The following is a 20,573-nucleotide window of genomic DNA, read 5'->3' on the forward strand; positions in this document are numbered from 1 at the left end:
TGGGCAGATATGGCAGCCGTAATAGGTGGAGAATTGATCGAATTGGATTATATTGTGCCCATCGGATCAGATCCTCATTTGTACGAACCCACACCTTCCGATTTGGGGAAAGTGACCAATGCAGATTTGATTCTCATCAATGGTTTGACATTTGAAGGTTGGTTGTCCAAATTAATCAAAAGCAGTGGGGCTCGTTCAAAATCAGTTTTGTTGACCGAAGGGATTATTCCCATTCAAAACAAAGAACATCAAAATGCCACAGACCCGCACGCCTGGATGGATGTGCGCAATGCGAAAATTTATTGTCAAAATATTTTTAGAAGTCTTTCAGAATTCGATCCGTTGCACAAAGAGGAATATAAATTTAATCTGGATATTTATCTGCGGGAATTGGATCAGCTTCATGAATATATTACAAAGGAAATTGACAGAATTCCCAAAGACCAGAGAATTCTGATCACCAGCCATGATGGATTTCGTTATTTTGGAAATGCCTATGGTTTAACATTAGAACCCCTTCAAGGTACATCCACTGAGGGAGATGTTCAATCTGCAACAATGATAAGAATCAATCAATTGATCCGCAAATCAAAGATCCAGTCAATTTTCGCAGAGAGCACGATCAATCCAAAATTGATCCAGCAGATCCGACAAGAAAACAAGATCCAAATAGGAGGAAAATTATACGCGGACTCATTGGGAGATCCGAAAGGAGAAAGCGGATCTTACATCGGAATGATGAAACACAACGCAAGAACCATTGTAAGTGGTTTGTTGCTGGAAAGTAAAATGGCAGATACGGGTTCAAAAAATAATGCAAAGTTTATCTATTTTGGTATCGGACTATTTTATCTGATCACCTTGTCGCTCCTCTATTTCATTAATAGAAAATAATGTCTTGATCTGATGCACAATTTACCTACCATCGAGATTAGTGGACTTACAGTAGCCTACGGCAATAAACGAGTACTGTCCAATATCTATTTAAAAATTGAACCCGGACATATCTACGGATTAATCGGACCGAATGGTGCAGGAAAGTCAACCCTTTTTAAATGTTTGTTGGGCCAAATTGAACCCAATGCTGGCAACATTCGGATTCTCAACAATGATCTACATGCTTCCATCACCGGCATTGCCTATGTACCTCAAAAAGATCATGTGGATTGGCAATTTCCGGCGACTGTTGAAGATGTTGTTCTCATGGGTCGATACGCACATTTGAAATGGTATCAAAAACTGACTTCAAAGGATTATCAGTTGGCAGAATCTGCCATGAATGAACTAAATATTCTAGCTTTTAGAAACAGGCAAATTGGTGAATTGTCCGGTGGACAACAACAAAGATGTTTTTTAGCCAGGGCCCTGTGTCAGGATGCAGAAATTTATTTGATGGACGAACCTTTTGTGGGAGTGGATGTCAAGACCGAAAGTAAAATTATTCAAATTCTAAAATCCTTGGCATCAAAAGGGAAAACCATTTTGGTGGTACATCACGATTTGGATTCAGTCCAGAATTATTTTGACAAAGTGATCCTGATCAATCAGCGTTTGGTGGCTCATGGCTCTACTGCTGATGCATTCACTAAGGAAAATATATCGGCCACCTATGCCAGTCAATCGCATCTGATACAGAAAAATTTTTAATGAATTGCTTGCTTATAATTTGGAAATCAATTTTCCCTGTAACTTTTCTGCTGCCTGGAGAATGGTTTCTTCTTTTTTAGCAAAACAGAATCTGAGCATTCCCGGATCATAGCAATCATGATAAAAAGGTGAAAGCGGGATTGCAGCGACACCACATTCTGTGACCAATTTTATAGCAGCTTCTTCATCGTCACCCTGAAACCAGGACTTAAAATCAGCCAAAGCAAAATAGCTACCTTGTGGTATGTGAAAATGGAGCGCTAATCCTTCCATGCATTTCAGAAAAAAATCTCTTTTGTCCTGATAGAATTTTGGAAGATCATTAAAAAATCTTGGATGGGCTGACATAAATTCAGCAATGGCTTGTTGGGCAGGGGTGTTCACAGAGAACACTGTAAACTGGTGTAATTTTTTAATTTCTTTTGCGATCTCTGGGCTAGAAACAGTGTAACCAACTTTCCATCCAGTATTGTGCAGTGTTTTTCCCATGGAATAAATCACCACACTTTTTGTCATCAAATCTTCGAACAATAATGCGCTCTGATGTTGCAAATCGTCATACACCAAATAATCATACACCTCATCCCAAACAATGATACCCTGGAATTCTGCAAGAATAGTCCTAAGTGATTCCATTTCTATCTTACTCAATACACAACCACAAGGATTGTGAGGATTGTTGATCAAAATCATTTTGATGGAATGTCTTTCAATGCTGTCTTTCAATTCTTGTAATGGAAATTTAAAATCAGGTGATTTGAGAGATATAAAAACCGGTTCTCCACCATTGGAAATTACGGCAGGCACGTATGAATCATAAGCTGGTTCTATGATGAGCACTTTGTCATTTTTAGAAATGAAAGCGCTGATGACAGTAAATAAGGCTTGGGTGGCCCCTGCCGTAATTACGATATCACTGTCAGGGTTCGCCTTGAAATGATATCTATCCAGCAAACGTTCACAAATAGAATTTCGCAGACTTAAAACCCCGGGCATCGGAGCATATTGATTAAAGTTTGAGGAAGCGGCGTTGTATAAATTTTCAATCAGTTCTTTCGGAGGGTTAAAATCAGGAAAACCTTGTGCCAAATTGGTGGCTTGATGTCGATTGGCCAAGGCTGTCATTCTGGCAAATACGGATTCTTTTACATTGGGTAATTTTGAAATAATATTCATGCTTGGGTCCATTAAATTAATCTCAAATTTAGACTCTATTTATCTATTTTCGTCTGATTATTTTTTAAGCAATTGATCAAGTTGATCCATTCATTTTGAATAGTTTTTATTTCATCCAAATTGGGTTCAATCTTAGCATTTCTATTTTTTAAAATATAATCAAGTATATTTTTCACACGAGGTTCTGATATATTAATATGACATATTTTCGGATAATTTTCCAAATATCTTTCAATGGCTAAGTGGTCTTCATATTTAAAATTGAGAATTGGTAAACCTGTAGCCCTGTATTCGGAAAGTTTGCTCGGCATTCCCGGATAATTTAAATTTGCAAAATTCACCAGAAAACTTGCTTTTTGATACCAATGGATAAGTTCTGACTCAGGTGAATGATTAAAAAAAATGATGTCTTTATGGTCTTTGAATTTCTCCTTTAATGATATGTGCTGATCACCCAATAGAATAAATTTGGCGTCGTAATCCTGTTTTTTTAGTTGATGGATAATATCCAGAATAATCTGAGTTTCTTTTATTCCTTCTCTGATCGGAGTATAGCTATTGCCGGCATAAAGGAATATAATATGATCCGATGGATTGGAAATTACATTTTTAAAATCGATGGAAGGACCATTGTAAATGGTGCTAATTTTGTCCGGAGGAATCTTGTATTTTTGAATAAAATGTTCTTTAATGGACAAGGAATTCACCACGATCTGATGTGCAGATCCGAGAATTTTAGTTTCTAATCTAAAAGCCCATGTTTCCAGGAACTTAAAAAAATGATTGCCGGGGTTGTGGTGAAAAGGATCTCCAATATCTGTAATCCAGATGGCTTTGGGCATCCGTTTTTGAATCAAATAGAACATCCAATGTGTACTAAATGGTGGAGAAAAGCTAATAAATAGGCAGGGTTGATTTTTATATTCATTCCAAATTCTAAGCATTAAAATAAAGTTCTTAAAAATATAGCGATCAGGAAATACAAATAATCTAAGAAACGCAAGAGTCGTTCCAGATCCTTTTATGGATTGAAGAAAAGCGGGCATTCCGGGAACTCCACTTTTTAACCGTACTTTCGCCTTATTAAACCATATAACATCATATTCAGTTTTTAAACAATGGTATATATTATTCATTCTGATCAATCTGGGATTTCGCTCAGATCTGACGATTGGACTGATCAATACAATTCTATTGGATTCTATCATGGTAAATTCCAATCAATTCATTTTTAGTGATTTCTCCTTCTAACTTCAATCGAACGGATTCGAATGCTGATGAACAAAGTCGATGATAGTCAGATGCAGAAAGAGACGCGATGTTTTCCAATGAATCGATCATGCCGGAGGTATCTCGCTCCTGATGAATAAATCCATTGTATTCATGAGAAATCCAATCCGTAATATCACAATGTGCAGTCGTAAAGACAGGTGTTCCTGAAGCAAGCGCATCTTTCAATACCATGGGTACCCCGCCTTCTGTATCATGAGTTTTACTTCTTTGACTGAGATTGACGATAAAATTAGCTCTTTGCAATAATTTTCCATACTCCTCAAAGGAAATTTTATTACCCAATGTCACCTGCTTTAGATTTCCCAACTTGATTATTTTCTGTAATTCTTTGTAATAATGAATGTCTCCTATTTCACCATACATTTGGACCACAAAACGATCTCTATATTTAGAACTGGCCAGGGCATTTAGAAAAGCATCCTGCCCTTTCTTTTCCGTGTAAGTGGCTGGTTGAGACAACAGAATTTTGGAATTTAAGAATGATTTTTCTCTTCTAAATTCATGGGGAAACAGCATATGCAACTTCTTGATACTTGATTTTGGAATTTGAATGGATTCAAGCCAGCTTTTGCTATAGTTTCCTTCCACCACAAAATGCACCCCACAGGATGCCATTTCCTGATAGTATTTTTTGGTGGAGGCATTAAGATGATACAAATATTCATAATCAAATCCGTAAAGTGAGACAATGGATTGATTTCCAAATTTTCTGATGAGTCGTATGTTTTCGATGCCTATATTGCCAAAATGATAATGTAAAATATCAATATTTTCTTGTTGAATAAATTTTTCAATTTGATGTTCGAATGATCGTTTGAAGAATAAGTGGATTATCTTATTTAAACTTTTAACAGGATAGGAACTGGCAATTCCGAAATATTTGTATCGGGAATCCAGTTTAGCTTGTTCAGGATTGTAATATTTAGAACAGATATAATGTGTAGCATTGTCCTGTGTAATGTCGATTAATCGAGCGATCCAATTCATCGTTACAGGTAAGTAATAATCTAAGATGTGCATCACTTTCATTCAGCCATATTTTGCAAGCTAGATACATAATGCTGCCAACTGAGTACCGATAAATATCTTAGAAGATAAGATTTTTCTTTTGAGGTGCGAAGCGGAAGCAAAGGCTTTAACTTTGACAAATGGATGTCAATTTGTTTTTGGATTTTCGGCTTAATTTTATCGTAATTGTAAAAATCTATTTTGTATCCAATCCACAATTTAATCTTTCTCAACAAAACATCCATTTTGGTATATTGGATAAGAGTGTTTAAAAAGACAAACGAAATAGGGAATCCGGTTTTTTGCCAGGGAATTTTTGATAACTCTTTGCTCAGATCCAAATGGATGGTTTTAGAATAGCGGTATTGTTCCTGGAAAAATGATTTGTGGGCACGATAAAAGTGTTTTAACCATGGTATATGGTAGAAAGGAGTGGCCAAAATATAATACCTCGATAGAAAGTATAAATGATGTGCGGCTAAGTTGCGCAGCTTTTGATCGATGAAGTAAGGATGTAAACTATGCTGACCATAAAATTCAACATCTTCTATGGAATAATTTTGGTACAATTCGTTTCTTTTCTTTTCATCATAACCTTTGTTTGGAGCAAAGCCCCCCATGAAACCTGTTAGGACAATACTGGAATACTTTTGAATTTCAGCATTTAATTTTCCTTCATGAAAATGTTCGAGACTCAACATACCTCCACAGCTTAAAAATCCTTCCACGCGATCTTCATACCAGCTGGAGTAATTTAAATGGTATTCCCTGTGTTTTTGATTCAATACATGAGAAACATTTTTAGCGATACAGAGATCTGCACAAGTTGGTTCGCCAAATGAAAAAGACTCGGTAAAATGAAATTGTGTTGTCACCCAATTAATCCATCTGCTGTCACGCCCTCCACTAAGTGCTATGGTGCATATTTGCTCTTTGGGATCAAATTGTGCAATGTGACCATGCAGTATGTCTTTTGACTCCCGGCAAAACTCTTGGGTGTTTTTTATAAGGGGTTTTAGGTCCTTCCAGCTAGAATATCTTCGATAATGTACACTTTTACCATCGTAGGTATATACACAGGCTGCTTTTAATTTTTTGACTTCTTTCCACCAGCAAGCACTATTTTCAAAATATCCGTCCTCAACAAATTTTTGAATGGCGTCTATATCCCATTGGAGTGGATAGGCTTGACAGATAAAATGCTTCAACTGGGTAGTCATGGCAATTCTCTGTGATGTATGGTAAATATAGACTGGCCACATACCCAAGGGGTCCGTGATTATTTGCACCCTTTTTTGCATAAAGTCCACTACCAGAATTCCACAAATTCCAGAAATTTCATTGAAAATGCTTTCTAAGAATGAATTGTCATTTTGGATTTTATTAAGATCCACTGAATTCCAAATGGCATTAAATCCTCTTTTAAACAATGGATTTCCAATTAAATAAAGTTCAAACTCCGATGTCTTACGGATTAAGTTGCTCTCCGGAATGTTTGTTTGAAATCCCAGCTTGAGCAATTTTAAATCCAATATTTCGTCAAAATGAAATTCTGCTGCTTTTGAATTTTTAAATAGATCATCTGTCAGTAAAAAGTCGATCATGATAGAATTCTTAATTGCAGAAGATCTGTCACCCGATCTTTGTTTAGAATATAAAGCAAGAGGGCAAATGTGATCACCGAAAAAGACAAGCTGAAAAGATTATTTCCTTGCCACATGACCAATCCAAATGTAATAAGAAATCCAATAAATGCACTCAAGACTACCTGAAGGGTTGATGAATTTACTAGGAGTTGAGGGCACTTTAATATAGATTGAAGATAATAGATTCCAATACCCAAATACAGCGAAGAATAAAGGATGCTAAAAATCAGAAACACACCAAGTTCTATCTTTAGAAAATAGAAGAGAATGCAAATGATATAATTACTTATAAATATCCATAAATTCAATTTTAATATAAATCCTGCTTTACCCAAGGCTAAAAGGAAGGTCGTAAATTGATTGTTCACTGATTTAATAAATGCGATCATTAGAATCATCCCGGCCATCCAAGCCAATTCTTCACTTTTTTGTCCGTATGCAAGATTCAATAGGGTATTTCTGTTGACCCAAAGTAACATGTAAATGGGTAACATCACAAAAAGGAATTGAGTGATGCTTTTCTGTATAAGAGTCGCTGTATCTTCCTTGTTTTTATGGGCTTTGCTCAGATGTGGAAAAAATGCTTTATGAAAAAGTGGATTGATCTTTGAAAAGGCAAGATAGCTGTATTCTGTGGCAAGATTGTAAGGACCAAGAACATTCAGACCAAATAAAACCGTGATCAAAACGGTATCGTATTGACCTTGTACAAAGCTCAATGCCTGAGACAACATATTACTTTTGCCAGGTTGAATATGCTGATGTTTTATTTCTTCATCTGAAATTTCAAGCTGTATTCTCTGCACTTTTTTCTCTTCCCAAAAACAAAATCCATAAAACAGGATATACCTCAATACAACCCCAAAAACAAAAACAGTCAGGGGATCAATCCAACGGATCAAGGATAAGATCCAAATGAATTCTAAAAAATAAGCAATCGACTGAAATTTTGCAATTTCTTTCTGTTTGTTATATAATATAAGAAGGTTGTGAAAAAGGGAACCCAGTCCTATGCACCAAATGACCAGAATAGCTGCAATAATAATTCTCCACGATCGCACATCTTCACTCCAAATACTTCCTGCAAATACAAGGATTACGGGAATCCATAAATACCAAATCTGCTTTTTGGTAAGTAAACCCAAAAGTTTAGAATTTGAACTGTGCTTTTGTACAATGGAAAAATACATTCCCGGTTCAAAAACATAAAGTGCAAATCGGAAGGCAATCTGGAACAAAGCATAAGCGCCAAGTTCTTTAAAATCAAGGTATCTTCCCAATAACACCAGACCAACTACCTGAACAATGGTAATAAAGACAGAAGAGGCAAATTGCCATCTGAATGTGCTGTTAATGGATCGTGTGGTAGAATTCAAAAATTGCCTTTATTCGGCAAAATTAGTTCAATTTGGCTGAATGGGAGAATAACTAAACCGCCTGTTGTAATTCAATTCAAATGCAGAATCAGAATTCGAAATTTGACCTTAATTGGAGAAAGAATGTGCAATCCTTAGACCAAAGATCAATGTAAAACAATGGCTTTTTCTTCCATCATTTTACGGATATTGATCAGTGCGTAACGCATACGGCCAAGGGCCGTGTTGATGCTCACATTCGTCAGTGCGGAAATTTCTTTGAAACTGAGATCGGCATAATGTCTCAGAATGACCACTTCCTTTTGTTCGTCGGGCAACATATCCACCAATTTTCTGACTGTTCCATGCACTTCACTGAGGATCATCTGATCTTCTTTGTTGTGATCCGGGAGTTCCAATACATTAAATATATCAAACTCATCAGATGGTTGAACTTTGGTGTGTTTTTTATTTCTTCTGAACTGATCTACACACATATTGTACGCGATCCTGGTTGCCCATTGAGAAAATTTGCCTTCGTGATTGTAGGCTTTTTTGCGCAAAGTATCTATGATTTTGATAAAAACCTCCTGGAAGAGATCTTCGGCCATTTCTCTGTCCTTGACAAATAAATAAATGGTAGTATAGATTTTTTTCTGGTGTCTCTCGAGAAGCTCCTTAAAAGCTGAATCATTTCCATTTAGATAGTGGGAGATCAACTCCTGATCGCACAATTGAGATACTTGCATACTACTTTTTTTAATAATCTGATAAAAAAGTGTAGAAGTTTTACTCGATAGGCGAAATTCTGTTTTAAATACTTTTTAATGAATTGACCCTGTAAAGATAGGTTCTTTTTAAAATTTGAACAAAAAATTTGTTGTTTAACTCAGATTTAACCAAATAAACTCTATTCAGATGGATCAAAAACCATACCAAAAGAACCAAAGTCCGGTCAAAAATAATTTTTATATTATTGTGAATCAGAATTTTATAACTTATTTTGCTTGTGTACAAAGATTATTTTATCCCAAATGAAAGAAAGGACTTGTTCAAGTCATCAAAATGTGGTTTTTTGGTGTTTTTAATGCTTAATTCAATCCATGACCAATCCTCCCGAATCCAATCAGATTATCATCAAGGGCGCCAGATCCAACAATTTGAAAGGGATTGACCTCGGGATTCCCAAGCATAAACTGATTGTCGTCACCGGACTTTCCGGTTCAGGAAAATCGTCCCTGATCATTGACACCCTTTATGCAGAAGGGCAGAGAAGATACGTAGAAAGCTTATCATCGTATGCCCGACAATTCTTGCACAGAATGAAAAAACCGGATGTCGATTACATCAAAGGATTGTGTCCTGCCATAGCCATCGAACAAAAAGTGAGCAGTTCGAATGCAAGATCTACTGTAGGCAGCATGACAGAGATCTATGATTTTATTCGTTTGCTCTATGCCAAAGTAGGGAAAACCTATTCTCCGATTTCAGGTCAGGAGGTGAAAAGGCATTCAGTCACCGAGATCGTTGATTTTATTACTCGTCTGAAAAAAGGCACAAAGGTCTATTTGGGATTCACATTGAAAATCCAGCCCAATCAGAAATCGGTGATTCAGTCACTTGAATTTTTATTGCAAAAGGGATTTACCCGTATTTGGATTGATGGCAAATTGCTGGAGATTCAGGATTGTATTGATTCTACACAAAAGGATGACTTTTTGAAAAGTACGGCAAAGGGTCAACAGATCATTGTCCTGGTTGATCGGTTTGTACTAAATGATTTAGATGAAGAATTTGACAAGAGACTGGCTGATTCGGTACAAACCGCCTTGGCAGAAGGCATGGGTCGCTGCAAAATCATCACGGATGATCTGGAATTGCATGATTACAATACCAGGCTTGAGTTAGATGGAATGGAATTTTCTGAACCCACTCCTGCTCTTTTTAATTATAACAATTCTTTAGGAGCCTGTCAAAAATGTGAAGGTTACGGCAGAATTTTGGGATTGGACGAAAACAAAGTCATTCCCAATCCTTCCAAATCTTTGTACGAAGGAGCGATCGCCTGTTGGAATGAAGAGAGGGGCAAGGAATGGTTGAGTCCTTTGTATCAATCTTCAAAAAAATTTCCGATCCATCGTCCGTACAAAGATCTCTCAGAAGCTGAAAAAGAGATTGTATGGAACGGTCAAGGGAGCTATCGCGGAATCAGAGCCTTTTTTCAAGAACTCGAACAGCAAAGCTACAAAATCCAAAACCGGATTATGATTGCCAGATTTCGCGGGCGCACCAGTTGCGATGCCTGCAAAGGAGGCAGGTTGCGGCCTGAGGCATTTTATGTAAAAGTATATGGAAAAACTTTCAGGGACATGATGTTTGTCCCATTGGAAGAGTTGCTTGAATTTTTTGACAAAATCCAGTTGGATTCGAATGATGCATTGATCGCAGCCAGAATCCTGGAGGAAATCAGATCTAGACTGAGAATTTTGTGCACCATGGGATTGTCTTATCTTACTTTAGATCGCTTGTCCGGAAGTTTGAGTGGAGGCGAGTCCCAAAGGATTCACCTCACGAGAACCCTCGGATCCAACCTTTGTGAATCGCTTTATATACTGGACGAACCCAGTATTGGCTTACATCCCAAGGATACCGCCAGATTGATCGAAGTACTTTTTCGCTTGAGGGATTTAAAAAATACGGTGATCGTTATTGAGCACGAAGAAGAAGTAATTCGTCGGGCGGATTATATTGTAGATATTGGTCCGGGTGCAGGAATACATGGTGGTTTTCTCAATTTCAGTGGTGAATACAAAGAGTTTATTTCAGGATCTCTACAAAACCTGACCGCAGCATATTTGACTGGATTTAAAAAAATTGAGAAGCCGGATTACAAAAGACCCCAGAGAGATTTTTTGAGTTTGCGTGGAGCGCAGTTGCACAATCTAAACAATATTAACGTCAGATTTCCCCTCCAAAATCTGATCTGTATAACAGGTGTATCCGGATCGGGAAAAACCACATTGGTCAAACACATTTTATTTCCTTTGCTTCAGCAATCTTTAGAAGACGCAATTCCCGAAGATGCTCTTTTGGGAGCGAGTCTCCAGGGTCCTGTGCAGCTCTTGTCACAGGTGGAGATGGTGGGTCAACAAGGGATAGGTCGTTCTTCCAGATCCAATCCGGCCACTTATGTAAAAGCCTACGACGACATCCGCGAGATCTACAAAAACCAACAACTTTCCAGAATCAGAGGATACCTGCCCAAACATTTTTCTTTTAATGTGGAAGGAGGTCGCTGTGAGGCCTGCAAAGGAGACGGACATATCGTGGTTGAAATGCAGTTTTTAGCAGATGTCAGTCTTTTGTGTGAGGATTGTGGGGGAAAAAGATTTAAAAATGAAATCCTGGAGGTTTATTATCAGGACAAAAATATTTTTGAAGTGCTCGAGTTGAGCATTGAGGAAGCACTCCATTTCTTCCATGACAAAAAGGAAATTGTAAAAAAATTAAAACCACTCTACGATGTAGGTCTTGGATATTTAAAACTAGGACAATCCTCTTCGACACTTTCCGGAGGGGAGGCTCAGAGATTAAAACTGGGATATTATCTTGGATTGGAAGATTCTGCTCAAAAAATCTTTTTTATCTTTGATGAACCCACGACTGGCCTTCATTTTGAAGACATCCGCAAATTGTTGTATGCTTTGCATGCTCTGGTCGAAAAAGGACATACCGTGTTGGTGATTGAACACAATATGGAGGTCATCAAAACTTGTGACTGGCTGATTGATTTGGGTCCGGATGGAGGAAAGTCCGGCGGAAAATTATTGTATGAAGGAATAACGGAAGGAATTCTTCAGATAAAGGAATCCCATACTGCGCATTATTTAAAGGAAAAATTGATTTAAGCCATAAAATTCCACCCAGCAAATCATTGCAATGAATAAGTCCATAACATCGATCGCCATTCACGGAGGAGCGGGTACGATTCCGAGAGGAAGTCTGACCGCTGAAAAGGAAAAGATGTATTTGGAAGCGCTTAGGGTTGCGCTTGAGGCAGGTAATGTAATTTTAAAATCTGGAGGAAGTTCGCTGGATGCGGTATGCAGAGCGGTGATGGAATTGGAAAACTGTCCATTGTTTAACGCAGGTCGCGGATCAGTGTTTACCCACGATGGCAAGATCGAAATGGATGCTTCGATCATGGACGGATCCAATCTCGATGCAGGAGCGATCGCAGCTTGTACCGGTATACAGAATCCCGTATTGTTGGCACGCCTGGTCATGGAGAAAACAGATCATGTGTTGTTGGTGGGTGAAGGAGCCAACCGCTTTGCAGAAGAGATGAACATTCCGAGGTGGCCGGATGAATATTTTCACACTGAATTCAGATGGAAACAATTGGAATCCATTCGTCACACCGGCAATACCATGTTGGACCATCAGGAAAAAGAAAAAAAATTTGGCACGGTCGGCGCTGTTGCATTGGATCAATTTGGAAATCTAGCTGCAGCCACCTCCACGGGAGGTATGACCAATAAAAAATATGGCAGGATCGGAGATAGCCCAATCATTGGTGCTGGCACTTATGCCAACAATTCGAGCTGCGCGATTTCCTGCACCGGTTCCGGAGAATATTTTATCAAATGCAGTGCAGCTTTCCAGGTGCATGCTGCGATGAAGTATGGAGGCCTTTCGCTCGAAGAAGCCTGTCATCAGGTGGTCCACAAAGAATTGGTAGCGATGGGTGGTGACGGGGGATTAATCGCCATCGACTCTTCAGGAAATATCTGCATGCCCTTCAATACAGAAGGAATGTATCGCGCCAGCATTGATGTCGATGGAAAGATGGAAGTTTTGATCTATTCTTAGTTTTGTCAAAGTATTTGATTTTATGGTGATGCGAGCAAGTGAATAACATTTGGTAAAATATAGAATCACTTTCCATATAATTCTTAAATGATCCCAATTATTGATTCTTAGAAGAAATGAGTTGAACTTCAACCAATGATTTTAGACAGGATCAATTGATCTGGCAAAATCTTCATTTAAATTTAACAATCGACATAATATCAAATTTAAGCATCAATTGTGCTAGGAATAACGAATCTTTAAACTTAGCACTTAAAACTGCATCTCCAATATCCATTAAAAAAATAAAAAAATATAAATTCCAAAATAAAAATTTAGTGAAATTGGAATAAAATGTATTATATTTGCCAACGGACTGCTTCCAATTGTTGCAAATAGGACTCTTCATGAATTTTATTTGAGCTGGAAGTTGTTATAAGCATTGTAAATTTATTTTATATGTTTTTATACAACTCAATATTCTCAAAATCTGACAAGGTCTGCCAAAGAGACGTACTCGTAGTACTAAATTCTACCTCCCTTGAACATGCCATTTGGCTAACAAAACCTTTGGTTTAACAATTGGAAATGTTGAAATGGAGGAACCGGGATCATCTTCATAAAGGAGTTTATTTCATTCAGAGAAATCATATTTTGAAGAAAGGATGATGAAACTATTGATTCACTAGACTTATGCTAAGATTTATCATATTTTCCTTTTGGATGGGGATAATATTTTCCCCATCCTTTTCTCAGATTGTTTATTTGCGGGCAATTGACACCATGTCAGGATCTCGAGACATATATAAAATGGATTTAAATCAGTGCATTCTTGATTTGCATTGTGATGATATTCAAAATACTGCTAGAAGTATAAGTATTAGACCCAGAACGTCGGATTTAATCTTTGTTAGAACAATAAATGAATTGTCAGAGTATAAAGCCGATTCTAATTGTAATTTTAATGGGAATAGGATCATTATTAGGCCCATACAAAATTTGTTTTTACACATAAATATAGCTAGCGATCGATTTGGAAAAATATGGATCTCCGGTGATGATGGAATTGTAAAAATTGATCCTCCTTCTACCTTTTATGAATACAAGGGACCCTTTAATCTTGCAGATTATAATTACGTAAATGGTAATTTCATTAACGGCAAGTTTTATGCATTGATGTCAAATCAAAACCGCTTTATTGATGAAGAGTACTTTTTTGAGATTGACACAACAGATGCTTCTATTACAAGAAAAATACTTACCCAAAAAAGATTAACTTGGGGTTTCAGTGGCTTTATACCAGTTCATTTAAGCTGTGGTGTTAGCTATTTTTTAGTTTATCGAGCCAGTAATTCGACATTTTACTATTTAGATCCACATGACGGACAATACTATTTTATTTGTGAGATTCCTAAAAAAGAAGGAGGCTTTTTAGGACCTACTGGCGGTGCATCAGAATGGATGTTTGATCCGAACGACTGTGATGTATTTATTGATCTGGATATCAACAATAGCAGTGGGGATATGCTTAATGGGTATACTACAAAGTTGGGATGCTTTGATCAGGAAATATATATCACGGACCAGGATGTGGATGTATATTCTGATTATGGCATCATGGATTCTATTCAGATCAGTTTGCTCAATCCTTTAGATGCAGCAGATGAGTTTTTAAGTATTTCATTCTGGCCTGCTGCCACGCATATCTCTAGTCTTCATAGTATTCGCATTTTTCCACTTCCATCCACTGTCAATAGAGATTTTTGGCAAATCATTAGATCTGTAAAGTATCACAATGAAGCTTGCTCACCTACGATTGGGCTGCGACAAGTTCGATTTATTGCTTACAAGAACGGAATTACTGATACTGCGTTTGCTTCTATTTATCTGGATACTCCATTTTACAATGCAGGACAAAATGATACGATCTACATTTGTCGAAATGATCACTCCCTGATCATTCTAGAATCTCACTTGGGTTCTTGTTATTCATCTGCCGGACATTGGTCTAATGTTACTGGAATATATAACCCAGCTTTTGATTCTTCCGGGATTTATACATATACTGTTGGGGATTCTATCTGTGGATATGATACCTCACATATTTTAATTGAGTTTTTAAATCCTCCCAACTTTGATTTAGGTCCAGATATCGCAGTTTGTGAAGGAAATACAGTTGAATTGAAGGTACCTAATAGTCTTCAAGTGATCTGGCAGGATGGATCACAGTCCAATCAATATTTGGTTTACCAAACAGGAGTTTACAGCGTCCAAATTTTGAACGAATTAGGTTGTAAAATTGAAGATTCCATTTTTATTCAATTTCTACCAAATCTTCTCACAGAAATAAAAATCGAAATTTGTGTAGAAGATAGTTTCCTTTACAAGGGTAAATACTATCATACTGGTGAAACGGTGCATGATACGATTTCATCTATGAATAGTTGTGACACTATATATAAGATTCAAGTATCTGCATTGGCAAAACCTACCCTGTCCATTATAGGAGATAGTTTAATCTGCCCTGGAGCAAGAGCCAATCTAACCGGCCTAGGAAATGGGCATTTTAATTGGTCGACTTTGGAAACAAGTAGCAGTATCAGTGTACCTGAAGGCAAATATTCAATGACCGTCACGAACGTCAATGGCTGCACCAATACGGCAGTACATCAAGTGCAACAAGCACCAGAAATCTTGTATGATGCAGAGCTGTATGATCCAATGTGCAATGGAGATTTAGGGAGCATCGCTGTACAAGCATCGGGAGGTATAGCGCCGGTCAGATTTTTCTTAAACGGAATGGAATCCAGATCAGGATGGTTTGATCAGTTGACTCCTGGTTTGTATATTTTAAGAATAACCGACTTGTTGGGTTGTGAAAAAGCCGACACCATTCAAATATTGTCTGCGTCTGCGTTTGATGTGGACATCACCGATAAGGTAGAACTGGATGAAGGGTCGAGTGTATTGATTAAATACCAGACTATTGCAGGATTTCTCAGCAATCTGCAAATCATACCTGATGATGGCGGAATCGTGATGGAGGGCTCAGAACTAAGGATCTTTGGACAGGCTGACCGCGAGTACACTATCCGATTTATTGACCATCAGGGTTGCGAAATCGAAAGGAAATTATTGATTCGCATCCGTAGAAATATTGAAATTTATGTTCCCAATGCCTTCTCTCCCAACGGAGATCATATCAACGATTTTTGGCAACCAGTCATCGGCAATGCATGGACTCTCCGCTATGTGTCCGTTTATGATCGCTATGGCTCAGAGGTTTTTCACAGCAGCAACGCAACTTTCTTTTGGGATGGTCGCAGCAAAGGCCAAGATCTACTACCCGGAGTCTATGTCTGGCATTTAAGTTTAAGATCTTTCTCAGGAGAAGAGAAGGAAATGTATGGAGAGCTGACCTTGGTGAGGTAGGGAATAGACTTTGACTTTGACGTAGACTTTGACGTAGACTTTGACATAGACTTTGACGTAGACTTTGACATAGACTTTGACATAGACTTTGACGTAGACTTTGACATAGACTTTGACTCAATTCCGGTAATAGCGGAAGAATCAACCAAAACGGAATAAATTCATGGGTTGGAGTTTTCTATTTAGGTACTAAATAGTCTTAGTCTTAGTCTCGGTCTTAGTCTTAGTCTCGGTCTTAGTCTCGGTCTTAGTCTCGGTCTTAGTCATTCCTCAACAACTCATTCCTTTTTATTAATTGTAGAAATAAAGCCACTAATTCGTTTTTGCAAAGATTGGATTGGCTCTTCTATACTATGAAATTGTTCTAGTGAAATATAACCAAATTCCAAACAAATGATTAATTGTGTTTCTAACTCAAATAGTGAACCAAGTGATATTTCTAAATAATGGTTTAATTCCTTTTGAGATGACCTTGATGTTCCCTCTGCTATGTTGGAGGGAACAGAACATGTTGAATGCATGATCTGACTTGTTAAATTAAATCTCTCAATTTTTGGAAATGTTTCTATCAATTTATAGACCAATTTACATAAAGTTATTCCATCTTTCCAAATATCATAATTTCTAAAATTACGCATAAATTAATTTTTTAAAATTTTAAATAAAGTCATGAAATACGGCTTAGACTATGGCTAAGACTATGACTCATTTGCAGTAAAGAATGACCTAGACATTGACTATGACCCATTTGCGAAAAAAACGGGATACTTAAGCAAAACGGAATATATTCTTGGATGTTGTAATTTTAAATTTTATCGGTAATAAATGGTCTTAGTCAATGTTCTTCCTGGTCATAGTCTCTCTTTAAGTTCATCCTAGTCATAGTCTAAGTCTTGGTCTAAGTCATAGTCTAAGTCTTGGTCTAAGTCATAGTCTAAGTCTTGGTCTAAGTCATCTTAGTCTTTGTCTAAGTTCTTCCTAGTCTAAGTCTTGGTCTAAGTCTTAGTCTAAGTCTTAGTCTAAGTTTTAGTCTAAGTCTTAGTCTAAGTCATCCTCCATTCAACCCCCAATCATAATCTCTGTATTTTATCTTAAGCTGATTTGTATGAACAGAAGCAGGGCCAAATTTTTTAATAAATTTTCTTACCCCAGTGCTGCCGCCAAAATCAGAATGATACCATTTAAAAATCATGGATATTTCGGCCTCATTATTGGTAAAAGAATTTCTGTAAGCATCGGATAAAAATTTTCTGCTTTGGGCATCCAATTGCGCATCGAGCGAATTTTCATCATAAGCTTCGTTGAGAAGAATCGGACATGATTTGGATGCACAAACCAAGGCCATGTGCAGTCTGGGATCCTTGAAGTTTTTACGAAGTTTGCTGTGTTCGATGTTGTTTAGATCCAGATGCTCCGAACCAATGGTAATAAATTTGATATCCCAACTCGAATTGACAAATGGAATTTTACCACCAATTTCTTTTATGCTCATGATGGGATAATGACGAATTACAAGTTGAATGGTATAGGCATTGTAGGCGTTGATCCAGTAAGCGATCTTTTTTTGATCAGACCAGGAGGATCTGGGTGGTGTGGACTCAAGTGTTTTTAAATATTGATTGAGTTGATGGCTGTCTTTTTGAAATCCTTTATAATCAACGACACCATCGGAGGAAACATATTTTTGCAACAAACGGGTCCATTCTTTATGTTGGGGTTGAGAAAAGGAATTCCAACTGCTGAATAGAAGCATTATGCAGCTTAAAGTCCATTTGGGAGAAATCATTCCAACATGTTTACGAGATTAGACAACGTAAATTAAAAATGGTTGTGTGGATTTTAGATGAAATGTACAATGTGCCATATGGATTCAATGTCTATTACTCAAGCTTTTCTTTCAAGAATACATGCAAACCAGCCAGTTTGCAGAAAAAAAACCTCCTGGATTTTAATATTCAAGTTCTATATTTGCGATTCATTCTTTATAAAACTGAACTGTTATGAAAACATACTACAATCCGGAAGACCTTAAGAAATTTGGGAATGTCTCAGAATTTGAACCCAATCTTGCAAAAAAGTATTTTGATTATTATGGAGATGTGTTTAAAACCGGAGCTCTGACCGAAAGGGAAAAAAGCTTAATCGCACTTGCAGTGGCACACACCATCCAGTGCCCTTATTGCATTGATGCTTATACGGTGGATACCCTTGAAAAAGGTTGTGATGAAACACAACTCATGGAAGCGGTGCATGTGGCTGTAGCCATCAGAGGAGGCGCTTCTTTGGTACACAGCGTGCAAATGATGAATAAGGTGAAAGAAGTAAGCATGTAAATTATTTTGCTTAAAACATCGTATGAATTCATCGACCAAGTCTTTAAAAAGTAGGCACAATGCCTTGTCAGATTCTTATTACCAATTGCAGGTAATCGCGTCTACCGCTCAAAATGGGGATTCACACAAGCAATTCGCCCACAAGCTGGAAGAGTCCGGACTCTTTCCCCTTCGGCCTACTGCTCTGGAGATTTTTCAGATGAATCTTGGCAAAATGTGCAATCAGACCTGCAAACATTGTCATGTGGATGCTGGTCCTGATCGCAAAGAAATCATGGACATAGAAACGATGCGACTTTGTCTTCAGGCCATTCAAGCATCCGATGTACACACCGTCGATCTCACGGGTGGCGCTCCCGAGATGAACCCACATTTCAGATGGTTGGTGGAAGAATTGTCCAAATTGAACATCCAAAAGATCATTGTCAGATGCAATCTCACCATTATTCTAGCCAATAAGAAGTACCACGATCTGCCTCAATTTTTTAAAAATCACAAGGTCGAAGTGGTCTCTTCACTCCCATTTTACAATTCAATCAGGACCGATGCCCAAAGGGGTGATGGCGTGTTTGAAAAATCCATAGAAGCATTGAGGATGCTCAATGCAGTGGGATATGGAATAGAAAGCAGCGGCTTAAATCTTCATCTCGTGTACAATCCCAGCGGAGCATTTTTACCTCCTTCACAATTAACATTGGAGGCAGAATTTAAAAAAAGGCTTTTGGAGCAATTTGGAGTATCATTTAATTCCCTGTACACCATCACCAATCTTCCCATCTCCAGATTCTTGGAATATTTGATGGATTCGGGCAACTATCAGGAATACATGGACAAACTCATTCAGGCTTACAATCCGATAGCGGCAGCCAATGTCATGTGCAGAAATACGATTTCGGTAGGATGGGATGGCTATTTGTACGATTGCGATTTTAACCAAATGCTGGATTTAAAAGTAGAACATAACATCCAACATGTCCGAAATTTTAGTCAGTCAGATTTACAGGAACGGAGCATTGTAATAAATCAACATTGCTATGGTTGTACAGCCGGAGCTGGCAGCAGTTGTGGAGGAGCGACTGCCAATTAAAGTTTGAAAAATGTATCTGAGCATCGTCATTCCCACATTGAATGAAGAAAGATACATTCTCCGCATATTGAATTATTTAAGAAGACATACAGATCCAAAATCTTGCGAAATAATTTTATGCGATGGAGGCAGTTCCGATCAAACTGTAGCCTTGGCTAGAAATTTTGGATGCATTACTATACTTGATCAATTGCCGGCCTGCAGGGCGATTCAAATGAACCATGGTGCGATGAAGGCCCGCGGAGAGGTTCTCTACTTTGTGCACGCCGATGTGCTTCCACCTGACAGTTTTTATTCTGATATTAAATCCAATTATCAAGCTGGACACTTATTTGGAATGTACCGCCAGACATTTGAAGGAGGAAGTTTTCTTTTAAACATCAATTCATTTTTTACACGCTTCGATTTCGAATGGACGCGAGGTGGTGACCAAACCTTGTATGTGCAGAAAAAATTGTTTGATGAGCTGAATGGTTATGATGAAACCATGGTGATCATGGAAGAATATGAACTTCTTCGACGTTTGCGCAAGAAATCCAAACTTCGGATTATGCCCAATTATACCTTGGTCTCAACCCGCAAGTATACTACAAACTCCTACTGGAGAGTCCTCCTGGCAAATCGGAATGCTTTTAAAATGTTTTTGAAAAATGAGAATCCGGATAAGATTCTAAGAACATATAAGTCTTTTCTATATCCTTATTGAGGTTATCATCAGGTATTTTTATTTTATTAATAAACAAAT

The 20,573-nt window shown here is 37.7% G+C and carries 16 protein-coding genes; 8 read left to right on the plus strand and 8 right to left on the minus strand.

Features of this window, described 5'->3' with window-relative positions; genetic code table 11:
- Window positions 1–9 precede the first annotated feature (9 nt).
- Both IPM48_05445 and IPM48_05450 read left to right on the plus strand, forming a co-directional pair.
- Complete coding sequence (locus tag IPM48_05445; GenBank protein MBK9271019.1) at window positions 10–894, plus strand: zinc ABC transporter substrate-binding protein; 885 nt, start codon at window positions 10–12, stop codon at window positions 892–894.
- A 12-nt stretch (window positions 895–906) separates the two neighbouring features.
- Window positions 907–1,647 carry a metal ABC transporter ATP-binding protein gene (locus tag IPM48_05450; GenBank protein ID MBK9271020.1) on the plus strand — a complete coding sequence of 247 codons (741 nt, stop codon included), beginning with the start codon at window positions 907–909 and terminating at the stop codon, window positions 1,645–1,647.
- 12 nt (window positions 1,648–1,659) lie between these two features.
- Here IPM48_05450 and IPM48_05455 read toward each other — a convergent pair whose 3' ends face one another.
- From IPM48_05455 to IPM48_05480, 6 genes are all read right to left on the minus strand, one after another.
- Window positions 1,660–2,823, minus strand: coding sequence for an aminotransferase class I/II-fold pyridoxal phosphate-dependent enzyme (locus IPM48_05455; GenBank protein MBK9271021.1), 1,164 nt, complete (start codon window positions 2,821–2,823; stop codon window positions 1,660–1,662).
- 35 nt (window positions 2,824–2,858) lie between these two features.
- A complete protein-coding gene (locus IPM48_05460; GenBank protein ID MBK9271022.1) occupies window positions 2,859–4,031 on the minus strand; it encodes a glycosyltransferase in 1,173 nt (390 codons plus the stop codon).
- Window positions 4,015–5,136 carry a glycosyltransferase family 4 protein gene (locus tag IPM48_05465; protein ID MBK9271023.1) on the minus strand — a complete coding sequence of 374 codons (1,122 nt, stop codon included), beginning with the start codon at window positions 5,134–5,136 and terminating at the stop codon, window positions 4,015–4,017. Before IPM48_05465 ends, IPM48_05460 begins: the two co-directional genes overlap by 17 nt.
- Window positions 5,137–5,141: 5 nt before the next feature.
- Window positions 5,142–6,728 (minus strand): hypothetical protein, encoded by a 1,587-nt coding sequence (locus IPM48_05470; GenBank protein MBK9271024.1) that lies wholly within the window; start codon window positions 6,726–6,728, stop codon window positions 5,142–5,144.
- Window positions 6,725–8,146 (minus strand): oligosaccharide flippase family protein, encoded by a 1,422-nt coding sequence (locus tag IPM48_05475; protein MBK9271025.1) that lies wholly within the window; start codon window positions 8,144–8,146, stop codon window positions 6,725–6,727. The genes IPM48_05470 and IPM48_05475 overlap by 4 nt, the downstream gene beginning before the upstream one ends.
- Window positions 8,147–8,292: 146 nt before the next feature.
- Window positions 8,293–8,874, minus strand: a complete 582-nt coding sequence (locus tag IPM48_05480; protein MBK9271026.1) for a sigma-70 family RNA polymerase sigma factor — start codon at window positions 8,872–8,874, stop codon at window positions 8,293–8,295.
- Window positions 8,875–9,228: 354 nt separating this feature from the next.
- On the opposite strand from IPM48_05480, the gene uvrA reads away from it, so the two are divergent.
- From uvrA to IPM48_05495, 3 genes are all read left to right on the plus strand, one after another.
- The gene (gene uvrA / locus IPM48_05485) at window positions 9,229–12,033 is read left to right on the plus strand and encodes an excinuclease ABC subunit UvrA (protein MBK9271027.1); all 2,805 of its coding nucleotides are present in this window, start codon (window positions 9,229–9,231) and stop codon (window positions 12,031–12,033) included.
- Window positions 12,034–12,064: 31 nt separating this feature from the next.
- Complete coding sequence (locus IPM48_05490; protein MBK9271028.1) at window positions 12,065–12,997, plus strand: isoaspartyl peptidase/L-asparaginase; 933 nt, start codon at window positions 12,065–12,067, stop codon at window positions 12,995–12,997.
- A 978-nt stretch (window positions 12,998–13,975) separates the two neighbouring features.
- Window positions 13,976–16,408 carry a gliding motility-associated C-terminal domain-containing protein gene (locus IPM48_05495; protein MBK9271029.1) on the plus strand — a complete coding sequence of 811 codons (2,433 nt, stop codon included), beginning with the start codon at window positions 13,976–13,978 and terminating at the stop codon, window positions 16,406–16,408.
- A 278-nt stretch (window positions 16,409–16,686) separates the two neighbouring features.
- On the opposite strand, the gene IPM48_05500 is transcribed toward IPM48_05495, so the two are convergent.
- Window positions 16,687–17,046 carry a four helix bundle protein gene (locus IPM48_05500; protein MBK9271030.1) on the minus strand — a complete coding sequence of 120 codons (360 nt, stop codon included), beginning with the start codon at window positions 17,044–17,046 and terminating at the stop codon, window positions 16,687–16,689.
- Window positions 17,047–17,456: 410 nt separating this feature from the next.
- Window positions 17,457–18,194: a DUF547 domain-containing protein gene (locus IPM48_05505; protein ID MBK9271031.1), complete on the minus strand. Its 738-nt coding sequence runs from the start codon at window positions 18,192–18,194 to the stop codon at window positions 17,457–17,459.
- 214 nt (window positions 18,195–18,408) lie between these two features.
- Between IPM48_05505 and IPM48_05510 the strand changes: the two genes are divergently transcribed.
- From IPM48_05510 to IPM48_05520, 3 genes are read left to right on the plus strand one after another with little or no spacing between them, the layout of a single operon-like run.
- On the plus strand, window positions 18,409–18,741 hold the full coding sequence (locus IPM48_05510) for a carboxymuconolactone decarboxylase family protein (protein MBK9271032.1): 333 nt from the start codon (window positions 18,409–18,411) through the stop codon (window positions 18,739–18,741).
- Window positions 18,742–18,763: 22 nt separating this feature from the next.
- Window positions 18,764–19,828 carry an arsenosugar biosynthesis radical SAM protein ArsS gene (gene arsS, locus IPM48_05515; GenBank protein MBK9271033.1) on the plus strand — a complete coding sequence of 355 codons (1,065 nt, stop codon included), beginning with the start codon at window positions 18,764–18,766 and terminating at the stop codon, window positions 19,826–19,828.
- A 10-nt stretch (window positions 19,829–19,838) separates the two neighbouring features.
- Window positions 19,839–20,534 carry a TIGR04283 family arsenosugar biosynthesis glycosyltransferase gene (locus IPM48_05520; GenBank protein MBK9271034.1) on the plus strand — a complete coding sequence of 232 codons (696 nt, stop codon included), beginning with the start codon at window positions 19,839–19,841 and terminating at the stop codon, window positions 20,532–20,534.
- Window positions 20,535–20,573 lie beyond the last annotated feature (39 nt).

This window comes from Saprospiraceae bacterium, assembly GCA_016715965.1.
Taxonomy (GTDB): Bacteria; Bacteroidota; Bacteroidia; order Chitinophagales; family Saprospiraceae; genus Vicinibacter.